The sequence below is a fragment of the Octadecabacter antarcticus 307 genome, assembly GCF_000155675.2.
GTDB lineage: Bacteria > Pseudomonadota > Alphaproteobacteria > Rhodobacterales > Rhodobacteraceae > Octadecabacter > Octadecabacter antarcticus.
On sequence record NC_020911.1, the window covers coordinates 4,033,484 to 4,051,717 of the forward strand.

An 18,234-nucleotide genomic window follows, 5' to 3' on the forward strand; every position below is an offset into this window, starting at 1 on the left:
CGCGGCCCCTTGCACTATTGGGGGGATGGATTGATGACGGTGACAGACACATTTTTTAGCGCTTGGAGCGAACCAGATGACACCGCGCGGCTGGCGGTAATCAGCGCCGTCGTGACGGATCGGTGCATCTGTGATGACCCCCGTTCGCAGGGCATTTTGACAGGCAAGGCAGCCACTTCGGACTACGTTGGTAATTTCGCACCCACGGCCATCGGTGCATCGGTGGTTGTGATCAAAACCGACCTGCGCGGCGCATCGGAACGCGCGACAATCGCGTTTCGAATGGCCAACGGTATGGAGCAAACGGGCCAGTATTTCGTTGAACATAACGGCGACAAGATCACCCGCATGTTCGGGTTTGTGGGGACAGGAGCAGCCGCATGAGTGACATTTCCCCCGCCATTGAACTTATCGGAATCTCAAAGGCTTTTGGGCCAGTGAAAGCCAACAAGGACATTTCCATTCGAGTCATGCCGGGGACGATCCACGGTATCATCGGCGAAAACGGCGCGGGGAAATCGACACTGATGTCGATCCTTTACGGGTTTTATAAGGCCGATGCAGGTGAGATTTTTATCGCCGGTCAAAAGACCCAAATTCCCGATAGTCAGGCGGCGATTGCCGCCGGAATCGGCATGGTGTTTCAACATTTCAAACTGGTAAAGAATTTCAGCGTGTTGGAAAATGTAGTTTTGGGGGCCGAAGACGGGGCGTTGTTGCGTCCGTCCTTGGCCAAAGCACGTAAGCAATTAAAAAGCCTCGCAGAAGAATACGAACTGCACGTCGATCCTGATGCGATTATCGAAGATCTTGGCGTCGGAATGCAGCAGCGGGTTGAGATTCTAAAGGCGCTGTATCGCCATGCTGACATCCTGATTTTGGACGAACCGACGGGCGTGCTGACCCCGCCCGAGGCCGACCAGTTGTTCCGCATCCTTGGCCGCCTGAAGGCAGAGGGAAAAACCATCATCCTGATTACCCACAAGCTGCGCGAAATTATGGACATCACCGACACAGTCAGCGTTATGCGCCGTGGTGAAATGGATTCGACAGTAAAGACATCAGACACCAATCCTGCTGATCTTGCGGAACGTATGGTGGGCCGTAAGGTATTGCTGCGGGTGGATAAAACCCCTGCAAAACCCAAAGATGTCGTGCTTGAAGTGCGCGACCTCGACATTACTGACGAAAAGGGCGTGCATCGTCTTAAAGGTGTGTCGTTCAACGTCCGCGCGGGTGAAATACTTGGCATTGCGGGGGTGTCTGGCAATGGGCAATCCGAACTGCTTGAGGTCTTGGGCGGCTACGAAAAAGCCAGTGGCGAAATTCTGATGAACGGGGTGCCGCTGGATTTGACGGGTGCCCATTCTGACGGCCAAAGTCGGCGTGCGCGTGGCATTGCCCACGTACCCGAAGATCGCCAGCACGATGGCCTGATCATGGATTTTAGCGCGTGGGAAAACACCGCGTTTGGCTATCATCACGACCCTGAATACCAGCGAAACGCGCTGCTGATGGACAACGCTGCGATCCTGCGTGATGCGCAAGGAAAGATGGACCGTTTCGATGTGCGCCCGCCCAATCCGCTGTTGTCAGCCAAGAATTTCTCCGGCGGCAACCAGCAGAAAATCGTCGTCGCGCGAGAAATCGAACGCGACCCTGATTTATTGCTAGTCGGGCAGCCAACACGTGGCGTCGATATCGGCGCAATCGAATTTATCCACCAACAGATTGTCGCCCTGCGCGATGCTGGCAAGGCCATTCTGCTGGTGTCGGTGGAACTCGACGAGATTATGGGCCTGAGTGATCGGATCGCGGTCATGTTTGATGGTCAGATCATGGGCGAACGCCTGCCCGAAAATACCAATGAAAAAGAGCTGGGCCTGCTGATGGCGGGCGTCACAGATGGGGAGACCGCCTGATGGACAAAATGCCAAAGTGGGCCGATGTGGCGCTGGTGCCGGTGGTGTCGCTGATCTTGGCGGCACTGATTTCAGCAATCGTGTTTGTGGCTGTGGGGCAGGACCCTTGGGAAGCGTTGAAAATGATGGCTTATGGCGCGGTAGGCACGTCAGATTCTCTTGGCTACACGCTGTTTTACGCGACGAACTTTATCTTTACGGGGCTGGCCGTTGCGGTCGCGTTCCATGCATCACTGTTCAACATTGGCGGTGAAGGTCAGGTGCTTTTGGGTGGTCTTGGGGCCGCAATCGTCGTGCTGTTTGTGCCATGGCCACACTGGACGCTGGCGTTGATCGCCGGTGCCACAGCTGCGGCCCTCTTCGGCGCGCTTTGGGTCGCGATACCTGCGTATTTGCAGGCGCGGCGCGGCAGTCACATCGTTATCACGACGATCATGTTCAACTTTATGGCGTCGGGAGTATTGATCTATATGCTCAGCGGTCCGTTGAAGCCTGACGGCAATATGCAAATCGCTACTGCGGTCTTCCCAGAAGCGGCGCACTTGCCGTCCCTCAACGATATTGCAGGGCTGTTCGGGTCTGACTTGTTCGGGCGATCCCCCGTAAACGTGTCGATTTTTATTGCGCTGTTGGCTTGCGTCGGGGTTTGGGCGTTGATCTGGCACACGCGGCTGGGGTATCAAATTCGTGCACTGGGTCGATCTGAAAGTGCTGCAAAGTATGCCGGTATATCAGCCGTTAATATCACGATGATTGCGTTGCTGATTTCTGGCGGCTTGGCTGGGATGATGGCCGTGAACAACACGATGGGCGTCAACACGCCGCAACTGGTGGACAACGCCTCTGGCGGTGCTGGTTTCATCGGGATTGCGGTTGCGTTGATGGGGCGCAACCACCCGATTGGTATTGTCATTGCTGCGCTTCTGTTTGGGGCGCTGTTCCAAGGTGGCGCTGAATTGTCGGCCGCAACGTCAATCCCGGTTCAGATTGTTGTCGTCATTCAGGCGCTGGTCATTATGTTCACCGGTGCTTTGGACGAAATGGTCCGCAGCCCAATTGAAAAATTGTTCATCCGCTTTGGACGTAGCCGCGTGGCGGGGGAATAGACAATGGATTTCTTCACAATCGTACAGCTTGGCGACGCATCCGTGCGCATGGCAATCCCGCTTTTGTTGGCCTGCCTTGCAGGTCTGTTTTCCGAACGTGCAGGCATTTTTGACATTGGGCTTGAAGGCAAGATGTTGGCGGCGGCGTTCGTGTCAGCCGCTGTGTCGTACACGTCAGGGTCCGTCTGGGTCGGCCTGTTGGCTGGCATCGGAATTTCCGTGGTGCTGTCGATCATCCACGGCATTGCGTCCATTACCTTTCGCGGCAACCAGTTGATTTCCGGTGTCGCGATTAACTTCTTTGCGGCTGGTTTGACGGTTGTGATCGCACAGGGCTGGTTCGCCCAAGGCGGGCGTACACCGTCGCTGCCCAGCGAGGCGCGATTCAACGGTTTGGACTTTCCTGGTGCACTGTCGCGGATGCGTGACAAAATGCAGGCGAGCCCGGGGATGCAATTCTATTCCGAATTCGTGTCCGGCCACTCAATCCTTGTGTACCTCGGTCTTTTGACTGTTCCACTGAGCTGGTGGATATTGTACCGTACGCGGTTCGGCCTGCGTCTGCGCGCCGTTGGCGAAGCACCCGAGGCGGTGGACACGGCGGGCATTTCAGTTGTCCGGTTGCGGTTCTCTGCCGTGATTATCTGCGGGATTTTGTGTGGCATCGCAGGCGCGTATTTGTCGACGGCGGTGCAAGCAGGTTTCACCAAAGACATGACCGCGAACCGTGGTTTCATTGCACTAGCCGCGTTGATCTTTGCCAAATGGCGGCCTTGGTATGCCCTTGGCGCGTGTTTGTTGTTCGGCCTTTTCTTTGCGATTGATATCCGGTTTTCCAACATCCAATTGCAGGTGATCTGGATCATGGTGTTGCTAATAGGCTGCGCGGCTGCATTGACGATCTATGCGGTGAAGCGTGAAAAGATCGACGTGATCGTGTTGGGTGGCTTGTCGCTGGTACTGACTGCAGTCGCTTTAACTGCGTGGTTCGGGACGGCGTCAGCGGACGGTATTGGCATTTTCACAGCCCTTTGGGAGACCGTGAAAATACCGTCGCAATTGATCCAGTCCCTGCCCTATTTGTTCGTTGTGATCGTATTGGCAGGCTTCGTCGGTAAGGCCATTCCACCACGCGCCGGGGGGCAACCTTATGTCAAGGAACGCTGAGGAACTGGCGGATAAGATCCGCGCGATTGCGGGCCCCGCACCCGTTTCAATTGGCCTGATCCTTGGGTCGGGTCTGGGGCATCTGGCGGGTGCTGTCGAAGGCGTTGCAATTCCTTATGATGAGCTTGAGGGATTTCCTCATGCGGGCGTCAGCGGCCACAATCCCAACCTGGTGATTGGCACCCTTGAAGGCGTGCGGGTCGCTGTGTTTGGCGGGCGGGCACATTATTACGAGTCAGGTCGCGGCGATGCGATGCGCCTGCCCCTCGAAGTGCTCAAGGCCCTTGGCGGGCACACAATGATTGCCACCAACGCTGCGGGATCGATGGTGCCAGACATGCCCACGGGGTCGATTATGTGCTTGTCCGATCACATCAATTTTAGCGGGCTGAATCCGTTGATCGGGGAACAAACCGACGCGCGGTTCGTACCGATGAAGGATTGTTATGATCCTGCCATGCGCGAGGTCCTGACCCGTGCTGCCTTGGACGTGAAAATCGAAATGCATAGCGGTGTCTATGCATGGTATTCTGGTCCGTCATTCGAAACCGTGGCCGAAATCAACGCGATCCGCATGCTTGGCGCAGACGCGGTCGGCATGTCCACCGTGCCCGAAGTGATCTTGGGGCGTTTCCTTGACCTGCGCTGCGCCGCCATTTCAACCATCACCAACATGGCCGCAGGAATGAGTGACGAATCCATCAGCCATGAACACACCAAGGCCATGGCCCCTCTGGGGGCTGCGAAGCTTGAAAAAGTGCTGCGGGCGGCGCTACCACGTCTCTAGAACTGGCGATTCTCACTGAGTGAGACATCTGGTCTTATAATCGTAGCGTATTTGGTCGTTGAACAGGGTACCGTTGCAGGCGTAAGGAAGGCCTATGCAAATCTACTTGCCCATCGCGGAAGTGTCAGTGAACGCTTTTTTGCTGCTTGGATTAGGCGGTATTGTCGGGATTCTGTCCGGCATGTTCGGTGTGGGCGGCGGTTTTTTAATGACGCCGCTGCTGTTTTTTATTGGCATCCCACCCGCTGTGGCCGTGGCAACAGAAGCTGTGCAGATCGTTGCATCGTCTTTTTCAGGCGTCCTTGCGCACCTCAGACGGAAAACAGTTGATCTGAGGATGGGGACAGTGCTGCTGATTGGCGGCCTTATCGGCGCAGCCATCGGCGTTGTTTTATTCAACTATCTCAAGTCATTAGGTCAAGTCGATCTGCTGGTTAGGCTTTGCTATGTTGTATTCTTGGGCATCATTGGCGGGCTCATGTTCATTGAATCTTGGCGCGCAATCCGACGGTCCAAAATTGTCGGTGCGCGCCCGGTGCGGCGCAAGCACGGGCTGGTCCATGCCCTGCCGCTGAAGATGAAATTCCGCGTGTCCGGTTTGTATATTTCCGTGATCCCCCCTCTGATCATCGGCCTATGTGTTGGTATTCTGGCGGCCATCATGGGTGTCGGTGGTGGCTTCATTATGGTGCCCGCAATGATATATCTGCTGGGCATGCCCACCAAAGTGGTTATCGGAACGTCATTATTCCAGATTATTTTTGTCACCGCGTTCACCACAATGCTGCATGCCACGACAAACTTCACAGTCGATATTGTGCTCGCGGTTTTGCTGTTGATTGGCGGCGTGATTGGGGCGCAGGTCGGCACCCGTATCGGTGTAAAAATGAAGGCTGAGAACCTGCGCATTCTGTTGGCGATGATGGTGTTGGTGGTCTGCGGCAAACTCGCATTTGATCTACTTGTGATGCCGTCCGAGCTTTATTCTATCGGCGTTGCGGGGGGGCACTGATGCTACGAATGATCGCTGCCCTTTTTCTGCTGGTCACCCCGCTTGGTGCTGAAGAAATTGTGCTGGGACTCAGCCGCGATGAGGTCGCGATCACCGCGAATTTCAACGGCTCGGAAGTGATGATTTTTGGGGCGATCAAACGCGACGCGCCCGCCCCAGAGGGTGGCCCGCTTGAGGTGATCATCACACTGGCCGGCCCTTTGGAACCCGTGCTCGTGCGCCGCAAAGAACGCATCTTGGGCATCTGGGTGAACACCGACGCTGTTGAGGTCGATGCAGCGCCGTCGTTCTACGCTGTTGCCACATCCTCGCCGATGCGCGACGTGCTGACATCGGTCGAAGACCTGCGTTACGGTATATCAATCCCCCGCGTCATCCGCTCAGTTGGGGCGCCTGACACCGTGCAAAACTCAGAAACATTTACCGAAGCTTTGATCCGAATTCGCGCAGGTTCGCAGTTATATCAAATCCTCGACAGCGAGGTCGACATCGAGGAAGAGACGCTTTTTCGCGGCCAGATCACACTGCCCGCAGCGTTAACCGAAGGCGAATATACCGCCCATATCTATATCACCCGCGATGGCGTTGTGATTGATGATTATGTGACAGGTATTGCGGTTTATAAAGCCGGTTTAGAACGCTGGCTTTATGAGATGTCACGCAATCAGCCGTTCCTTTACGGTCTGATGTCGCTGGCGATTGCGATCTCTGCCGGATGGTTGGCCTCCGCCGCGTTTCGCATTTTTCTTCGTTAGGCAGAGTTTCCTCGAAACTCTTTTCTCAAATTCCCAGTGAAAAATTGTTTAGCCTCGTGCAACAAACGGCATTTTCGTCGCCATAATGGTTTGGAATAACGTATTCGCGTGCAGGGGCAGGTTCACCATGTTCCAGACCGCATGCGAAACGTGACTGACTTCCATGGATGGTGGTGCAGTTAGGCCTGTCGCGACAGCATCTTGGATAATGCCGTTCAGCAGGTCGGCTTTGCGGATTACCAATATTGATCTGGCTGGCAGCGATATTGAACGCACCGCCGTCGAGCGCGAGGGTTTTTGTCAGCCCCGTGATGCCATGCTTGGTGGTTGTATATGTCACCGCACACTCGCGCGGGGCGCGGGGGGCGGGCAGGGATTGACCCATTGTTGATGATCCGACCACCCTGTGGGTCCTGCGCGCGCATCGCCCCGAACGCGGCACGCGCGCACAAGAACATGCCCGTCAAATTGACGTTTATGGCCCGCAACCGATCATCGACGCTGACCTCTTCAATCGGCGCAGCGGGGGTAAAAATGCCCGCATTGTTGAAAAGCGTATCAAGGCGCCCAGTTTGTTGAACGAACGTGTCAAACGCCCGTGTGACAGCACCTGAATCGGTGACATCACGGGGCAAAACATAAGCATGCGGATTACCGTTCGCGACAGCGTCTAACGCATCGATCCGTCGCGCAATCAGGCCAACGGTCCAACCGCCATGCAAGGATTTTTCTGCCACCGCACGGCCAATCCCGCTGCTGGCACCGGTTACGATGATGGTGCTCAAATCTCATCCTCCAGCTGCGGCGCGGTCAGTTCCAATGGCACGGGGGCCACGATCAAGTCATCTGTTCGCAGCGTCCCAGACGGCCGCGCAAGGCGGTTGCGCACGACCCAACACAGTCGGTTTTCTGCCCGCGTGATCGCAACATACGCAAGGCGTTTCCAGAGCGGCTGGCCCGCCTCAATCCGTCCCATCCGCGACGCGGCATAGATGTCGGGCGCAAAGACCTGAACCGTGTCCCATTGCGACCCTTGCGCCTTATGGATTGTCACCGCCGCGCCGTGCAAGAACGTCGCCCCCATGCGCGCAGCAAAGGGAATGAACGGTTCCTCGTCACCTTCAAGTTCGATCTTGACGATGGACGCAGCGCTGACCTGTGGGTCTTCGGCACCCATGACATGAAGGCGAGAAAACCCAGGCTTGCGACCTGGTCCGAGGTAGATAACTTGAGCGCCTTTGATTAGCCCGCGCGCCTCAAGATCGAGACGTTTTTTGCGATGCTTGGCGGGCAGTTCGATGCCGTCACAGACAAGCGGTTCTCCCTCGAGGAGTTCATCCACGGGCGCACCAAACGCATTGCGAAAGGCGTGGATCAGTTTGATACGCGTGGCGTTGCGCCAGACGAGACAAGGTGAACGCGCCATGAGGTCGCTTTCCACCCGTTGTGCCATGACGACACGGTCATCTTTTTGCGCCGCCTCAGCCACAAGTTGTTCAAACGCATAAAAATCAATCTGCGGGTCCGCCAGCGCATGGGCCAGATCGAGGATCGGGTTATCGGCGGTTTGACGGTGGACGCGGGACAGGATCAATTGACGGGCTTCGGGGAGCTGCTCGAACACCATTTTGCCACCCTCAGCCTTGACGGGGGGCAACTGCGCAGGATCACCAAACAACACCAACGTTGGAAAGATGTCCTGCAAATCCTCAAATTGTTTCGCGTCAAGCATGGAGCTTTCATCAACAAACCCGATGTCCAGCGGGTCCTCACGGCGTTTCCATCCAGTGATAAAATCCGACCCGCGTAGACCGGCCGCGGCAAGCGCTGCAGGGACTGATGAATTCACCTGATAGGACGCAAATGCGCGATCCAGCGCCACTTCGGTCAGACCCTCAATCGCAGGTTTTTCACCATTGCCTGCAAGCCATTCAGCGATCTTTTCGTATTCGGGATCATACATCGGCGTGTATAAAATCCGGTGGATCGTCGTGGCGGGAACACCGCGATTTCGCAGCACACTCGCCGCTTTGTTGGTGGGTGCGAGAATGGCAAGCGTGCGCCGATCACGGCGTTTTTTGCCTTCGTAGTCGCCTGACACGATATCAACGCCCGCTTCGCGCATCGCGCGGAACAGTTCAGCCAACAGCAGCGTTTTACCGCTGCCTGCCTTGCCCAAAACGGCCAATACGGACCGCAACGGTTGTTCTTTCAGCGGCAGTGTCGTGCCGGCCAACATATTAACGCCCGCCTTACCCAAAAGGTCGGACACGGCATCCCAGGCTTCGGCCTGATCGTCGGAGAGTGTGAGGGCAGTTTGAACCATAGCGCGACCTTACCCACGCCACGCTTGAGGGGCCAGACGTTACGCCGCGCGTGCCAGCATTTTCTCAGGCTTTTCGCCAAACGCGCGGGCGTACCAGTGATGCGACAGCGCCGATGACAGCCCCGCCCGCCACAGGACTTTGACGCGATCGGACGGGTTATAAGTCCACAAGCCGACACTAATCTTGTCGCGCCCCGTTTCACTGCTGCCCAAAACAGTGGGCGACGATACGACACGACGGTAGATGCGCACCATGCGGGCATCAAATACGCCAACAAATTGCGTCACCCCAAATCCGCGCATGACTTCGCCACCCCCAAGCATCAGAGCCGCAGCGATACGGCTGTTCGCGTTCGGAGCAAGACAGAACCGGGTACTTTCCCAGATTAACGGACTTCGAATGGCGGCTCCATCGGACAGGTCCGCAAAGTGATCATTGACCATCGTCGGCCCCGTCGTCGGCAGAAACCGCATTGACCCACCGTGGCGGCCATCGGGACGCTGCCAGATAACGTAAAGCGGGTCCTCACCGTCATATTCATCACGCTCATGCCCCTGTGCGTCTACGCTTACGTCCCAGCCGAGGCGGTCCCGAAACTGAACGCCGCGATCGCGAAACATCGTATCCGCCAGTACAGGGTGGTCGTGCAGATTTGATCCGTAAATATAGCGCAGCATGTGGCCTCCATCCGCTGAATGGAGGAACCCTAGTGTCTGGGCGGTTAATGCGTGGTTTGGTGGGTGTCCGGTGGGTGTTGCGTTATTCGGCGGCTTGCGCGCGGCCCGGCCAGCCGCCACGGGCCGCCCGCGCCGCGCCGCCCATAACTATCAGGCCCTCTGAAACGGCCCGCGCGACTGCATGCATAGTGTTTGACGCCCCAAGCTTAAAACGCGCGCTTTCGACGTAAGCCCGCAGCGTGTGTTCAGAGATCGTTAATGTTTGTGCCACCTGAGAGCGCGAATAGCCCATGGCAAGGTAGGTCAGCACATCAATTTCGCGCCCCGACAGCGGTTTGACAGGATCGGGCATGCGCTTCGTCTCAACCTCAAGCGCTTTTTGATTAAACGAATGGGCGCATAAGATGAGATCACGGCGGTTGCTTTCAGTAAAAGCCGCCCAGTCTGTGTCATCGGTATTATTTGACAGCGAAAAAAGCGCGAATTGCCCACTTGGGCCGCGGATCGGGATGGAATAACCTTGATTTCCGACACCCGCTTGCATTGCTTCGGCGCGAAACGCGACGGCGGCTTTACTTGACCAATCAAGCGCCTTCCAATCGACGGGATGGAACTGCTTAAAGCAGCCGATGATCACCGGATCGATGCGCAGATAGTCCTTTTGAACATAATGTTGAACCCAAGAGAGCGGGTAGGTTCCGCAACCGTATTGTTCACCGTCCGCAGACACCCAATGATACACCATATGCGCGACGCCATAATGGTCGCGTAGCCGGACGATCGTGTCCTGAAGCGCGCTAAGTTCAGTGGCCTGATCGAGTGTCACCAAAAGATGACGCAGATTGGCTTGCATCTACATTCGCCGCGTGCGGCGCCCCCTCAGCCATCGATGCAACTTCTGCCTGCGCAACCGTCGAGGTCACATCTAACTGGTGTGCCAGCAGAGGTAACCCGTTCTGGTCAGCAAATGCGCGTAGGTCAGCGATAACGTCGATGATCCATTTCTGTCCCATGTAATACTCTCTGTGTGATGTGTTAACGAGTGGTTAAGATTGAGTATACAACCGAACGGATTAACAATTCACCCTACTGAAACGGCCCCGCCATTAATGGGGAGGACCAGATTAGGTAATATATTGGAAACAATGAGGGCCGCGCAGCGAATTGCTGGCAGCCCTCGTTTAGAATCACTTAGGACACCAAGCGGGTCAGCCCTTCGCGGCGATCACATCTTCAAGCGTGCGCAGTCCCGTTCTGGGCGACTGAACAAGCACCGACATATTGCCGGGTTTATGTTCATTGCGCAGCATTTTGGTATGCGCGTCTGGCAGTTGATCCCAAGGGAACACTTCTGACATACAAGGGTCCAATCGGCGTTCAACCATCAGATTGTTCGCCGATGATGCCTGCTTGAGGTGGGCAAAGTGACTACCTTGGATGCGTTTTTGGTGCATCCAAAGGTATCGCACGTCGAACGTGCAATTAAAGCCCGTGGTGCCCGCGCAAATCACGACCATACCGCCCTTTTTGCAGATTAATGTCGACACTGGGAACGTCGCCTCGCCAGGGTGTTCAAACACCATATCGACGTTGTTGCCTTTGCCGGTAATGTCCCAGATCGCTTTGCCGAATTTGCGCGCCTCTTTGAACCATGTCGCATATTCCGGCGTGTTGACGGTGGGCATTTGGCCCCAACAGTCAAAATCCTTGCGGTTGATGACGCCCTTGGCACCCAGACCCATCACAAAATCGCGTTTGTCTTCGTCTGAAATCACGCCAATTGCGTTGGCCCCCGCCGTGTTGATCAACTGGATCGCATAGGACCCCAGACCACCCGACGCGCCCCAAACCAGAACGTTCTGGCCAGGTTTCAAATCATGGGGTTCATGGCCGAACAACATACGATACGCGGTGGCCAGAGTCAGGGTGTAACACGCACTTTCTTCCCATGTTAGATGCTGCGGGCGCGGCATTAACTGCTGTGCTTGTACGCGGGTAAACTGGGCAAAACTGCCGTCGGCAGTCTCGTACCCCCAAATCCGCTGGGTGGTCGAAAACATCGGATCGCCGCCATTGCATTCTTCATCGTCACCGTCGTCTTGGTTACAATGGACCACGACCTCGTCGCCGACTTTCCAGCGCTTGACCTTATCACCTACGGCCCAGACGATCCCAGCCGCATCGGACCCGACGATCTGGTAGTCATTGTCGTTACTATCAAAGAAGCTGATCGGCTTGCCCAAACCTGCCCACACACCGTTATAGTTCACGCCAGCTGCCATTACCATGATCAGAACCTCGCCTGAATCCAGTGTTGGCGTATCCACGATCTCAAGTTGGAATGCTTCATTGGGCTCGCCGTGCCGGTCCTGACGGATCGCCCATGCGTGCATCTGCTTTGGTACGTGGCCCATCGGGGGCACTTCGCCCATGCCGTAAAGGTCTTTTTTCTCAGCTTCGTAGGTGAAGGCTGCGTTTTGGTCGAGCGCCATGTCCGTCTCCATCAGATCATTCGTTATTCGTGCCGCGCCGCAGAATCGACGTGCTCTGATGGAGTAATAATCGCTACTTGGGTAACTTTGCAACTATACAGGGGTCTTTTTTGTAATTTTATGTCTGCTGCGTTGCAGCGTAACTTACGGGAAAGAGACTCTTGAAACCGCGCAAACGTTGATGTTGTTCTTTATGATGGATGTTCCGTCTTGGAATTCGGCTTTCATGTCGAAGTTACAAATGGTGCGTCCATCAGAGAAATCGACGTTCAGTGACCGGCCGGCTGACAAGGTGTTGGACCCAAGAATATCCTCTTCCCAGCTATTCACGTTCACAGGTGATCCGTAGAAACGCCAGATCGTACGGCCTGTGTTGTTCATAATAAGAACGTTCTTATTGGCTGATATTACAGTCGTCGTGGTGGTTGTGGGCACGGGTTCACATGCTGCCAACGTGGTTGCTGCAATGGCCGCGAATGCATGTGATTTAAATTGAAACGTCATAGGATTCCCTCATAAAAAATTTATTGTGACAAAATCCTACTGATCGGTCAGCTTTCCTGCAAGAACTTTTGACGTCGCTTTGGCACTGGGAAATGATGTGCAATGGAATTGGCGTAATAGGCCAGCACTGGGGTTTCGCCGTCCACCACAGCGATGATATCGCCTTTCGCAATGATGCCGCGACGTCGCAGGTTCGCCATGCCCGCGGTGGTCATTTGTTCAGGTGTGCGGCGCGGCGCGGCGACTGTGGCTGGCAGCAACTTTAAATCCTGTTGGATATGCGCAGCGATTGTGTCCTCGGAATTGGCCCCCGCTAGCACAGCACGGCTGACCAGTGGGACAGGCAATAGCGGAATCACATCTGCGATGCGTACCATCAATTCCTGACCGACAGACTTCGTCGAACCGTCGTGGGATTCAACAAAATCGCGCAGGGACAACGGATGGCCAAAACTGACATTGGCTGTGCCAAAGGTTGTCATCTTGCCGCGCAGCCGCGCCCACAAATAGCCTGCAACACCACCCAAAACAGTGAACAGCGGGGGGCGGAAACGACGCACGCCCGATTGGTCCGCTTTGATCAAGAAGCGATCTTCAAGGACGCGATCATAGTTCAACGCCACAGGCACGAAGACCACATTGCGCCCGCTGGGATCAAAATCGTCAATAATATAGCTCAGGATACCAAGACGCGGATCAGACATCGCGCCGTTCAGCGACAGCCCGCCTTCGGGGAAAACCGCCTGCGTGACGCCACCCGCCGTCGCCATCTGCACATAACGCGCCAAGACCTTGCGATAGAGGCCCCGCGCCGAGGGTTTCCTGCGCGATCTGCGGCGGATGAAATAGCCACCCATCATTTTAATCATCGTCGACAACGGCCAGACCCGCGCCCATTCCCCGACCGCATAAGACAGCGCACCCGCACGGCTCACGAGATAGGTGACCAACACATAATCCATGTTTGATCGGTGGTTCATGACGAAGATTATCGTCGCATCTTTGTCAATCGCATCATATTTGGCGCGGTCAAACTGGCCGATGCGCACGCGATACAGAAATCGCGACAGCCATTTTGCGACCCGCATCCCGAATGAGAAATAGGCCGTGGCAGAAAAGGACGGCACGATTTCGCGGGCATAGTGGTGGGCTTTTTCAAACGCCACGTCTTCACGTACGCCTTCCGTTTGGGCATATTCGTTGATCGCGACAATAACTTCGGGGTCATAGACCAGCCGTTGGATCGTGTCGTAACGGCGTGCAAGCTTGAACGGTTCAATCGGCTTTTGCAGCCGCAAGTTTACACGCGCCACGACCCTTTCAGCGCGGCGCCGGAAGAACCAACGCACGGACGGAAACAAGAAATGCGACGCAAAGGTCACCGCCGCGAACAGCAGGACCAAAATCAGCAGCCAAAGGGGGATCGCAATAGGGGTCATCATAGCGGGATCGTGTCAGGGAAATGCCGCCGCGTAAATGGCCTCATGCCGCGGTGCGGCGCGTTGACAAGGGTGTAATATATCCGATACCAAAGCAACCAAGCAATAATATTGCGCAAGCTGATTCATGAGGCCATCAATGTCGCAGACGCAAAAAGATCAGGACATTGAAACATCCGATCGCCAAGCCGATCGTCCGTGGCTTTTTCGCACTTACGCTGGCCATTCTACAGCGAAAGCATCCAACGAACTTTATCGCGGCAATCTGGCTAAGGGTCAGACAGGTCTGTCCGTCGCGTTCGATTTGCCCACACAAACAGGGTATGACAGCGATCATCTGCTGGCCCGTGGCGAAGTCGGAAAAGTCGGCGTTCCTATCTGCCATTTGGGTGATATGCGCGCATTGTTTGACGACATCCCGCTTGAAAAAATGAACACGTCGATGACAATCAATGCCACGGCGCCGTGGCTGCTGGCGCTTTATATTGCAGCCGCCGAGGAACAAGGAGCGGATGTTTCGGCGCTACAAGGCACGGTTCAAAATGACATTATTAAAGAATATCTGTCACGCGGTACTTATATCTGTCCGCCTGCCCCGTCCCTGCGCATGATCACCGACGTGGCGGCCTATACCCGTGAACATCTGCCCAAATGGAACCCGATGAACGTCTGTTCGTACCATCTGCAAGAAGCAGGCGCGACGCCAGAAGAAGAATTGTCTTTTGCGCTGGCCACCGCAATTGCGGTTCTCGACGATCTTAAGGGTAAAGTCCCCGCTGATGCATTTCCCGCTATGGTCGGGCGTATTTCCTTTTTCGTAAATGCAGGCATACGTTTCGTTACCGAGATGTGTAAAATGCGCGCGTTTGTCGAATTGTGGGACGAGATTTGCCTGGCACGCTATGGCGTAAAAGACCCGAAATTCCGTCGTTTCCGCTACGGAGTGCAGGTGAATTCCCTTGGCCTGACCGAACAGCAGCCTGAAAATAATGTTTACCGTATCCTGATCGAAATGCTGGCAGTGACACTGTCAAAAGACGCGCGCGCCCGCGCTGTGCAATTGCCCGCATGGAACGAAGCACTGGGATTACCGCGCCCTTGGGATCAACAATGGTCACTTCGGATGCAACAAATCCTCGCGTTTGAAACTGACCTTTTGGAATACGACGACCTGTTCGAAGGCAATCCTGCGGTTGAACGCAAAGTCGCAGCGTTGAAAATGGGCGCAATGGCGGAATTGGGCCAAATCGACAGCATGGGCGATATGCAGGCAAAGATAGAATACATGAAATCGCGGCTGGTTGAATCCAACGCCGCACGAATTGCAGGCATTGAATCCGGTGCCACTACTGTCATTGGTGTTAATAAATTCCAGAACGGCGAACAGTCCCCGCTCACGGCTGGGGATGATGCGATTATGGTCAGCGATCCGGCGGCGGAAGCCGATCAATTGGCGCGGTTGACGGCTTGGAAAGCAGAGCGCAATGCAGATGTTGTCTCAGCGGCTCTCGCCGCGTTAAAGGCCGCCGCGCTCAGTGATACTAACATCATGATCCCGTCAATCGCCGCTGCCAAAGCAGGTGTCACAACGGGCGAATGGGCCGAGGTTATCCGCAACGCGTTCGGCCAGTATCGCGGACCGACGGGTGTGTCCAACAACCCGTCAAATCAAACTGAAGGCCTCGATGAAATCCGTGACCGCGTCTCAGCTGTCAGCGCAAAACTCGGCCGAAAGCTCAAGTTTCTGATGGGCAAACCGGGGCTGGACGGGCATTCAAACGGTGCCGAACAGATTGCAGCGCGGGCCCGCGATTGCGGCATGGATATCACCTACGAAGGTATTCGCCTGACCCCTGACGAAATCATAGAAGCCGTCGTTCGCGATGACGTCCATGTTGTCGGTCTTTCTATTTTGTCGGGCTCCCACATTCCGCTAATTTCCGAAATGATGGAAAAAATGCGCGCGCAAGGTCTGGGACATATTCCTGTCGTTGTCGGCGGTATTATACCCGATGAAGACGCCACAGTATTGGCCGCAATGGGTGTGGCGCGGATATATACGCCGAAAGATTTCCAATTGAATCGGATCATGGACGACATTGTAACTTTGGCTGATCCGCCTGGGGCTGACCTATCTGGCTCCAATCCAGCTGACGCCACAGCGCAATAAGTTCAATTTATAGCCATAATAGGCTATATTCTGCTGAAGGGACGAATTCCATTAGCTTTTAGTTTAGGATAGGCATTTCGGCATTTTCAAATGGCGTGTAATCTTTTACTGCCTAATTTATAATTGGAAGGACAACATTATGGCTATCGATCTCAAAAATATGTCGCGGAAGGAGCTTGAGAAGCTCGCGAGCGACGTTGGAAAGTCGCTTGAAAAGCATCGCAAAAAGGACCTGAAAAAAGTCCGTCTGGAAATGGAAAAACTTGCCGCAGCGCATGGTGTGACCGTCGAGGACATTATGGGCAACAAGGCAACTACCGAAGCCACCCCGAAGAAAGCCGCTGCAGTAAAAGCCAAATCGGCGCCAAAATACGCAGATTCTGCCGATAAGTCCAAGACATGGACCGGCAAAGGCCGCCAACCGGAGTGGTTTAAATCAGCGATTGCTGCTGGTCAGACACCAGAGAGCATGGCGATTTAATTTCGCGTCTCGCTTACTGACCAGTTCATTACAGTAATTATTTTTCTGGATATTACCGAAGTTTCCAGCACTAAAATTGGGATCGGCAGGGCGCCTGCCGATCCCATAAATCTACGGTGGTACGCACGCATCAAGTACCGCACCAACTGCATTATAAATTGAGCGCACCGCGTCTAAAAATAAATTGCCATTGCATCCCGTCTTGCATGACAATCTGCCCACCACATTGCAGGCCAGATTGGTAGCTCGCCGTTCTAATTCCGCTTAATCCGTTGGTGCACCTTACCGGAAAAGTTACGTTCGATCCCGCCCCACCAGGGCTGTAGCGCCCCTGACAGGTGGTGAGACCGTTCGAATCCTGGAACCAGCCGCCTTCAAACAACGTCGCTGTCGCGGTGCCGCGATAGATCGTGTTATTAGGGCCGACAACCGCCACCCGCCACCCGCCACCCGCCACCCGATGGGTCGCGACATCACAGGCGGCAAGTCCACCACACAGCGCGATAATAACAATTGATTTGCACCACATTTGAGGTCCTTTCATGTGTAACTTACCCGTATTGCTGAACAGCGTTCAGCAATTGACGAGTCCAGTTTTCCAGACGCCTTCTTTCACTTGATCCCCCACACACCACCGCCTAGCATCGCTAAAAATCAAGATAGAAAGAAGACGCAATGACCATTCATATTGGTGCTGACAAAGACGATATCGCTGACGTGGTCCTGATGCCCGGCGATCCTTATCGTGCGAAATGGGCGGCTGAAACGTTTTTGACAAACGCGAAATGCGTGCATGAAGTGCGCGGAATGTTTGGGTTTACGGGGATGTGGAACGGAAATCGCGTCACGATTCAGGGGTCGGGCATGGGCATGCCGTCCATGTCGATCTACGCTAACGAATTGATCCGCGATTTTGGCGTTCAGACCTTGATCCGCATCGGATCGTGCGGCGGCATGCAACCACACGTCAAAGTCCGCGATGTCATCCTCGCAATGACGGCAAGCACCGTCGGCACGCCAAGCTCAACGATCTTCAAGGAATTGAATTTCGCCCCCTGCGCGGACTACGGATTGCTTGCCGCGGCAGCTGAGGCAGCAAAATCAATGGACGTCGATGTCCATGTAGGCGGCATTTATTCGTCCGATACATTTTATGATGAACGCCCTGATCTGAATAAGGAAATGCAACGTCACGGTATTTTGGGTGTCGAAATGGAGACGGCAGAACTTTATATTCTCGCTGCGCGCTATGGGCGCCGTGCCTTGGGTGTGATGACTGTGTCCGATCACCTTCTGACGGGCGAAGCGCTGCCCGCGGATCAACGTGAAAGCAGCTTCGGCGACATGATTGAGATCGCACTGACGGCAGCGTTCGCCTGATTGTCACCAAATAGT

At 55.0% G+C, this 18,234-nt stretch carries 18 protein-coding genes and 1 pseudogene; 10 read left to right on the forward strand and 9 right to left on the reverse strand.

Features of this window, described 5'->3' with window-relative positions:
• The first annotated feature begins 33 nt into the window (after positions 1 to 33).
• The 7 genes from OAN307_RS20665 to OAN307_RS20695 all read left to right on the forward strand — a co-directional run bounded on the left by OAN307_RS20665 (position 34) and on the right by OAN307_RS20695 (position 6,749).
• Positions 34 to 384, forward strand: coding sequence for a hypothetical protein (locus OAN307_RS20665; RefSeq protein ID WP_015501445.1), 351 nt, complete (start codon positions 34 to 36; stop codon positions 382 to 384).
• Positions 381 to 1,922, forward strand: coding sequence for an ABC transporter ATP-binding protein (locus OAN307_RS20670; RefSeq protein ID WP_015501446.1), 1,542 nt, complete (start codon positions 381 to 383; stop codon positions 1,920 to 1,922). The genes OAN307_RS20665 and OAN307_RS20670 overlap by 4 nt, the downstream gene beginning before the upstream one ends.
• A complete protein-coding gene (locus OAN307_RS20675) occupies positions 1,922 to 3,028 on the forward strand; it encodes an ABC transporter permease (RefSeq protein ID WP_015501447.1) in 1,107 nt (368 codons plus the stop codon). Before OAN307_RS20670 ends, OAN307_RS20675 begins: the two co-directional genes overlap by 1 nt.
• Before the next feature lie 3 nt (positions 3,029 to 3,031).
• Positions 3,032 to 4,195 carry an ABC transporter permease gene (locus tag OAN307_RS20680; protein WP_015501448.1) on the forward strand — a complete coding sequence of 388 codons (1,164 nt, stop codon included), beginning with the start codon at positions 3,032 to 3,034 and terminating at the stop codon, positions 4,193 to 4,195.
• A complete protein-coding gene (locus tag OAN307_RS20685; protein WP_015501449.1) occupies positions 4,179 to 4,982 on the forward strand; it encodes a purine-nucleoside phosphorylase in 804 nt (267 codons plus the stop codon). Before OAN307_RS20680 ends, OAN307_RS20685 begins: the two co-directional genes overlap by 17 nt.
• Before the next feature lie 94 nt (positions 4,983 to 5,076).
• Positions 5,077 to 5,994 carry a sulfite exporter TauE/SafE family protein gene (locus OAN307_RS20690; protein WP_015501450.1) on the forward strand — a complete coding sequence of 306 codons (918 nt, stop codon included), beginning with the start codon at positions 5,077 to 5,079 and terminating at the stop codon, positions 5,992 to 5,994.
• On the forward strand, positions 5,994 to 6,749 hold the full coding sequence (locus OAN307_RS20695; protein ID WP_015501451.1) for a TIGR02186 family protein: 756 nt from the start codon (positions 5,994 to 5,996) through the stop codon (positions 6,747 to 6,749). Before OAN307_RS20690 ends, OAN307_RS20695 begins: the two co-directional genes overlap by 1 nt.
• A 48-nt stretch (positions 6,750 to 6,797) precedes the next feature.
• Here the strand turns inward: OAN307_RS20695 and OAN307_RS20700 are convergent.
• The 8 genes and pseudogenes from OAN307_RS20700 to OAN307_RS20730 form a co-directional block, all read right to left on the reverse strand.
• A pseudogene (locus tag OAN307_RS20700) lies at positions 6,798 to 7,534 on the reverse strand (SDR family oxidoreductase).
• Positions 7,531 to 9,075: an ATP-dependent DNA helicase gene (locus OAN307_RS20705; protein WP_015501452.1), complete on the reverse strand. Its 1,545-nt coding sequence runs from the start codon at positions 9,073 to 9,075 to the stop codon at positions 7,531 to 7,533. The pseudogene OAN307_RS20700 and the gene OAN307_RS20705 overlap by 4 nt, the downstream one beginning before the upstream one ends.
• Before the next feature lie 39 nt (positions 9,076 to 9,114).
• On the reverse strand, positions 9,115 to 9,753 hold the full coding sequence (locus OAN307_RS20710) for an acyl-homoserine-lactone synthase (RefSeq protein WP_015501453.1): 639 nt from the start codon (positions 9,751 to 9,753) through the stop codon (positions 9,115 to 9,117).
• A gap of 82 nt (positions 9,754 to 9,835) precedes the next feature.
• Positions 9,836 to 10,606, reverse strand: a complete 771-nt coding sequence (locus OAN307_RS20715; protein ID WP_044044159.1) for a helix-turn-helix transcriptional regulator — start codon at positions 10,604 to 10,606, stop codon at positions 9,836 to 9,838.
• A complete protein-coding gene (locus OAN307_RS28510) occupies positions 10,557 to 10,766 on the reverse strand; it encodes a hypothetical protein (protein WP_015501455.1) in 210 nt (69 codons plus the stop codon). The genes OAN307_RS20715 and OAN307_RS28510 overlap by 50 nt, the downstream gene beginning before the upstream one ends.
• 195 nt (positions 10,767 to 10,961) lie before the next feature.
• A complete protein-coding gene (gene ccrA / locus OAN307_RS20720) occupies positions 10,962 to 12,245 on the reverse strand; it encodes a crotonyl-CoA carboxylase/reductase (RefSeq protein WP_015501456.1) in 1,284 nt (427 codons plus the stop codon).
• A gap of 144 nt (positions 12,246 to 12,389) precedes the next feature.
• A complete protein-coding gene (locus tag OAN307_RS20725) occupies positions 12,390 to 12,749 on the reverse strand; it encodes a hypothetical protein (RefSeq protein ID WP_015501457.1) in 360 nt (119 codons plus the stop codon).
• A gap of 47 nt (positions 12,750 to 12,796) precedes the next feature.
• Positions 12,797 to 14,191, reverse strand: coding sequence for a 1-acyl-sn-glycerol-3-phosphate acyltransferase (locus tag OAN307_RS20730; RefSeq protein ID WP_015501458.1), 1,395 nt, complete (start codon positions 14,189 to 14,191; stop codon positions 12,797 to 12,799).
• 136 nt (positions 14,192 to 14,327) lie between these two features.
• Here OAN307_RS20730 and OAN307_RS20735 point away from each other — a divergent pair, with 136 nt between their 5' ends.
• Both OAN307_RS20735 and OAN307_RS20740 read left to right on the forward strand, forming a co-directional pair.
• Positions 14,328 to 16,358, forward strand: a complete 2,031-nt coding sequence (locus OAN307_RS20735) for a protein meaA (RefSeq protein ID WP_015501459.1) — start codon at positions 14,328 to 14,330, stop codon at positions 16,356 to 16,358.
• 139 nt (positions 16,359 to 16,497) lie between these two features.
• Positions 16,498 to 16,839 carry an H-NS histone family protein gene (locus OAN307_RS20740; protein WP_015501460.1) on the forward strand — a complete coding sequence of 114 codons (342 nt, stop codon included), beginning with the start codon at positions 16,498 to 16,500 and terminating at the stop codon, positions 16,837 to 16,839.
• Positions 16,840 to 16,990: 151 nt separating this feature from the next.
• Here the strand turns inward: OAN307_RS20740 and OAN307_RS20745 are convergent, their stop codons facing one another.
• Positions 16,991 to 17,368, reverse strand: a complete 378-nt coding sequence (locus OAN307_RS20745) for a hypothetical protein (protein WP_015501461.1) — start codon at positions 17,366 to 17,368, stop codon at positions 16,991 to 16,993.
• 146 nt (positions 17,369 to 17,514) lie between these two features.
• Here OAN307_RS20745 and deoD point away from each other — a divergent pair, with 146 nt between their 5' ends.
• Positions 17,515 to 18,219: a purine-nucleoside phosphorylase gene (gene deoD / locus OAN307_RS20750; RefSeq protein WP_015501462.1), complete on the forward strand. Its 705-nt coding sequence runs from the start codon at positions 17,515 to 17,517 to the stop codon at positions 18,217 to 18,219.
• Positions 18,220 to 18,234 lie beyond the last annotated feature (15 nt).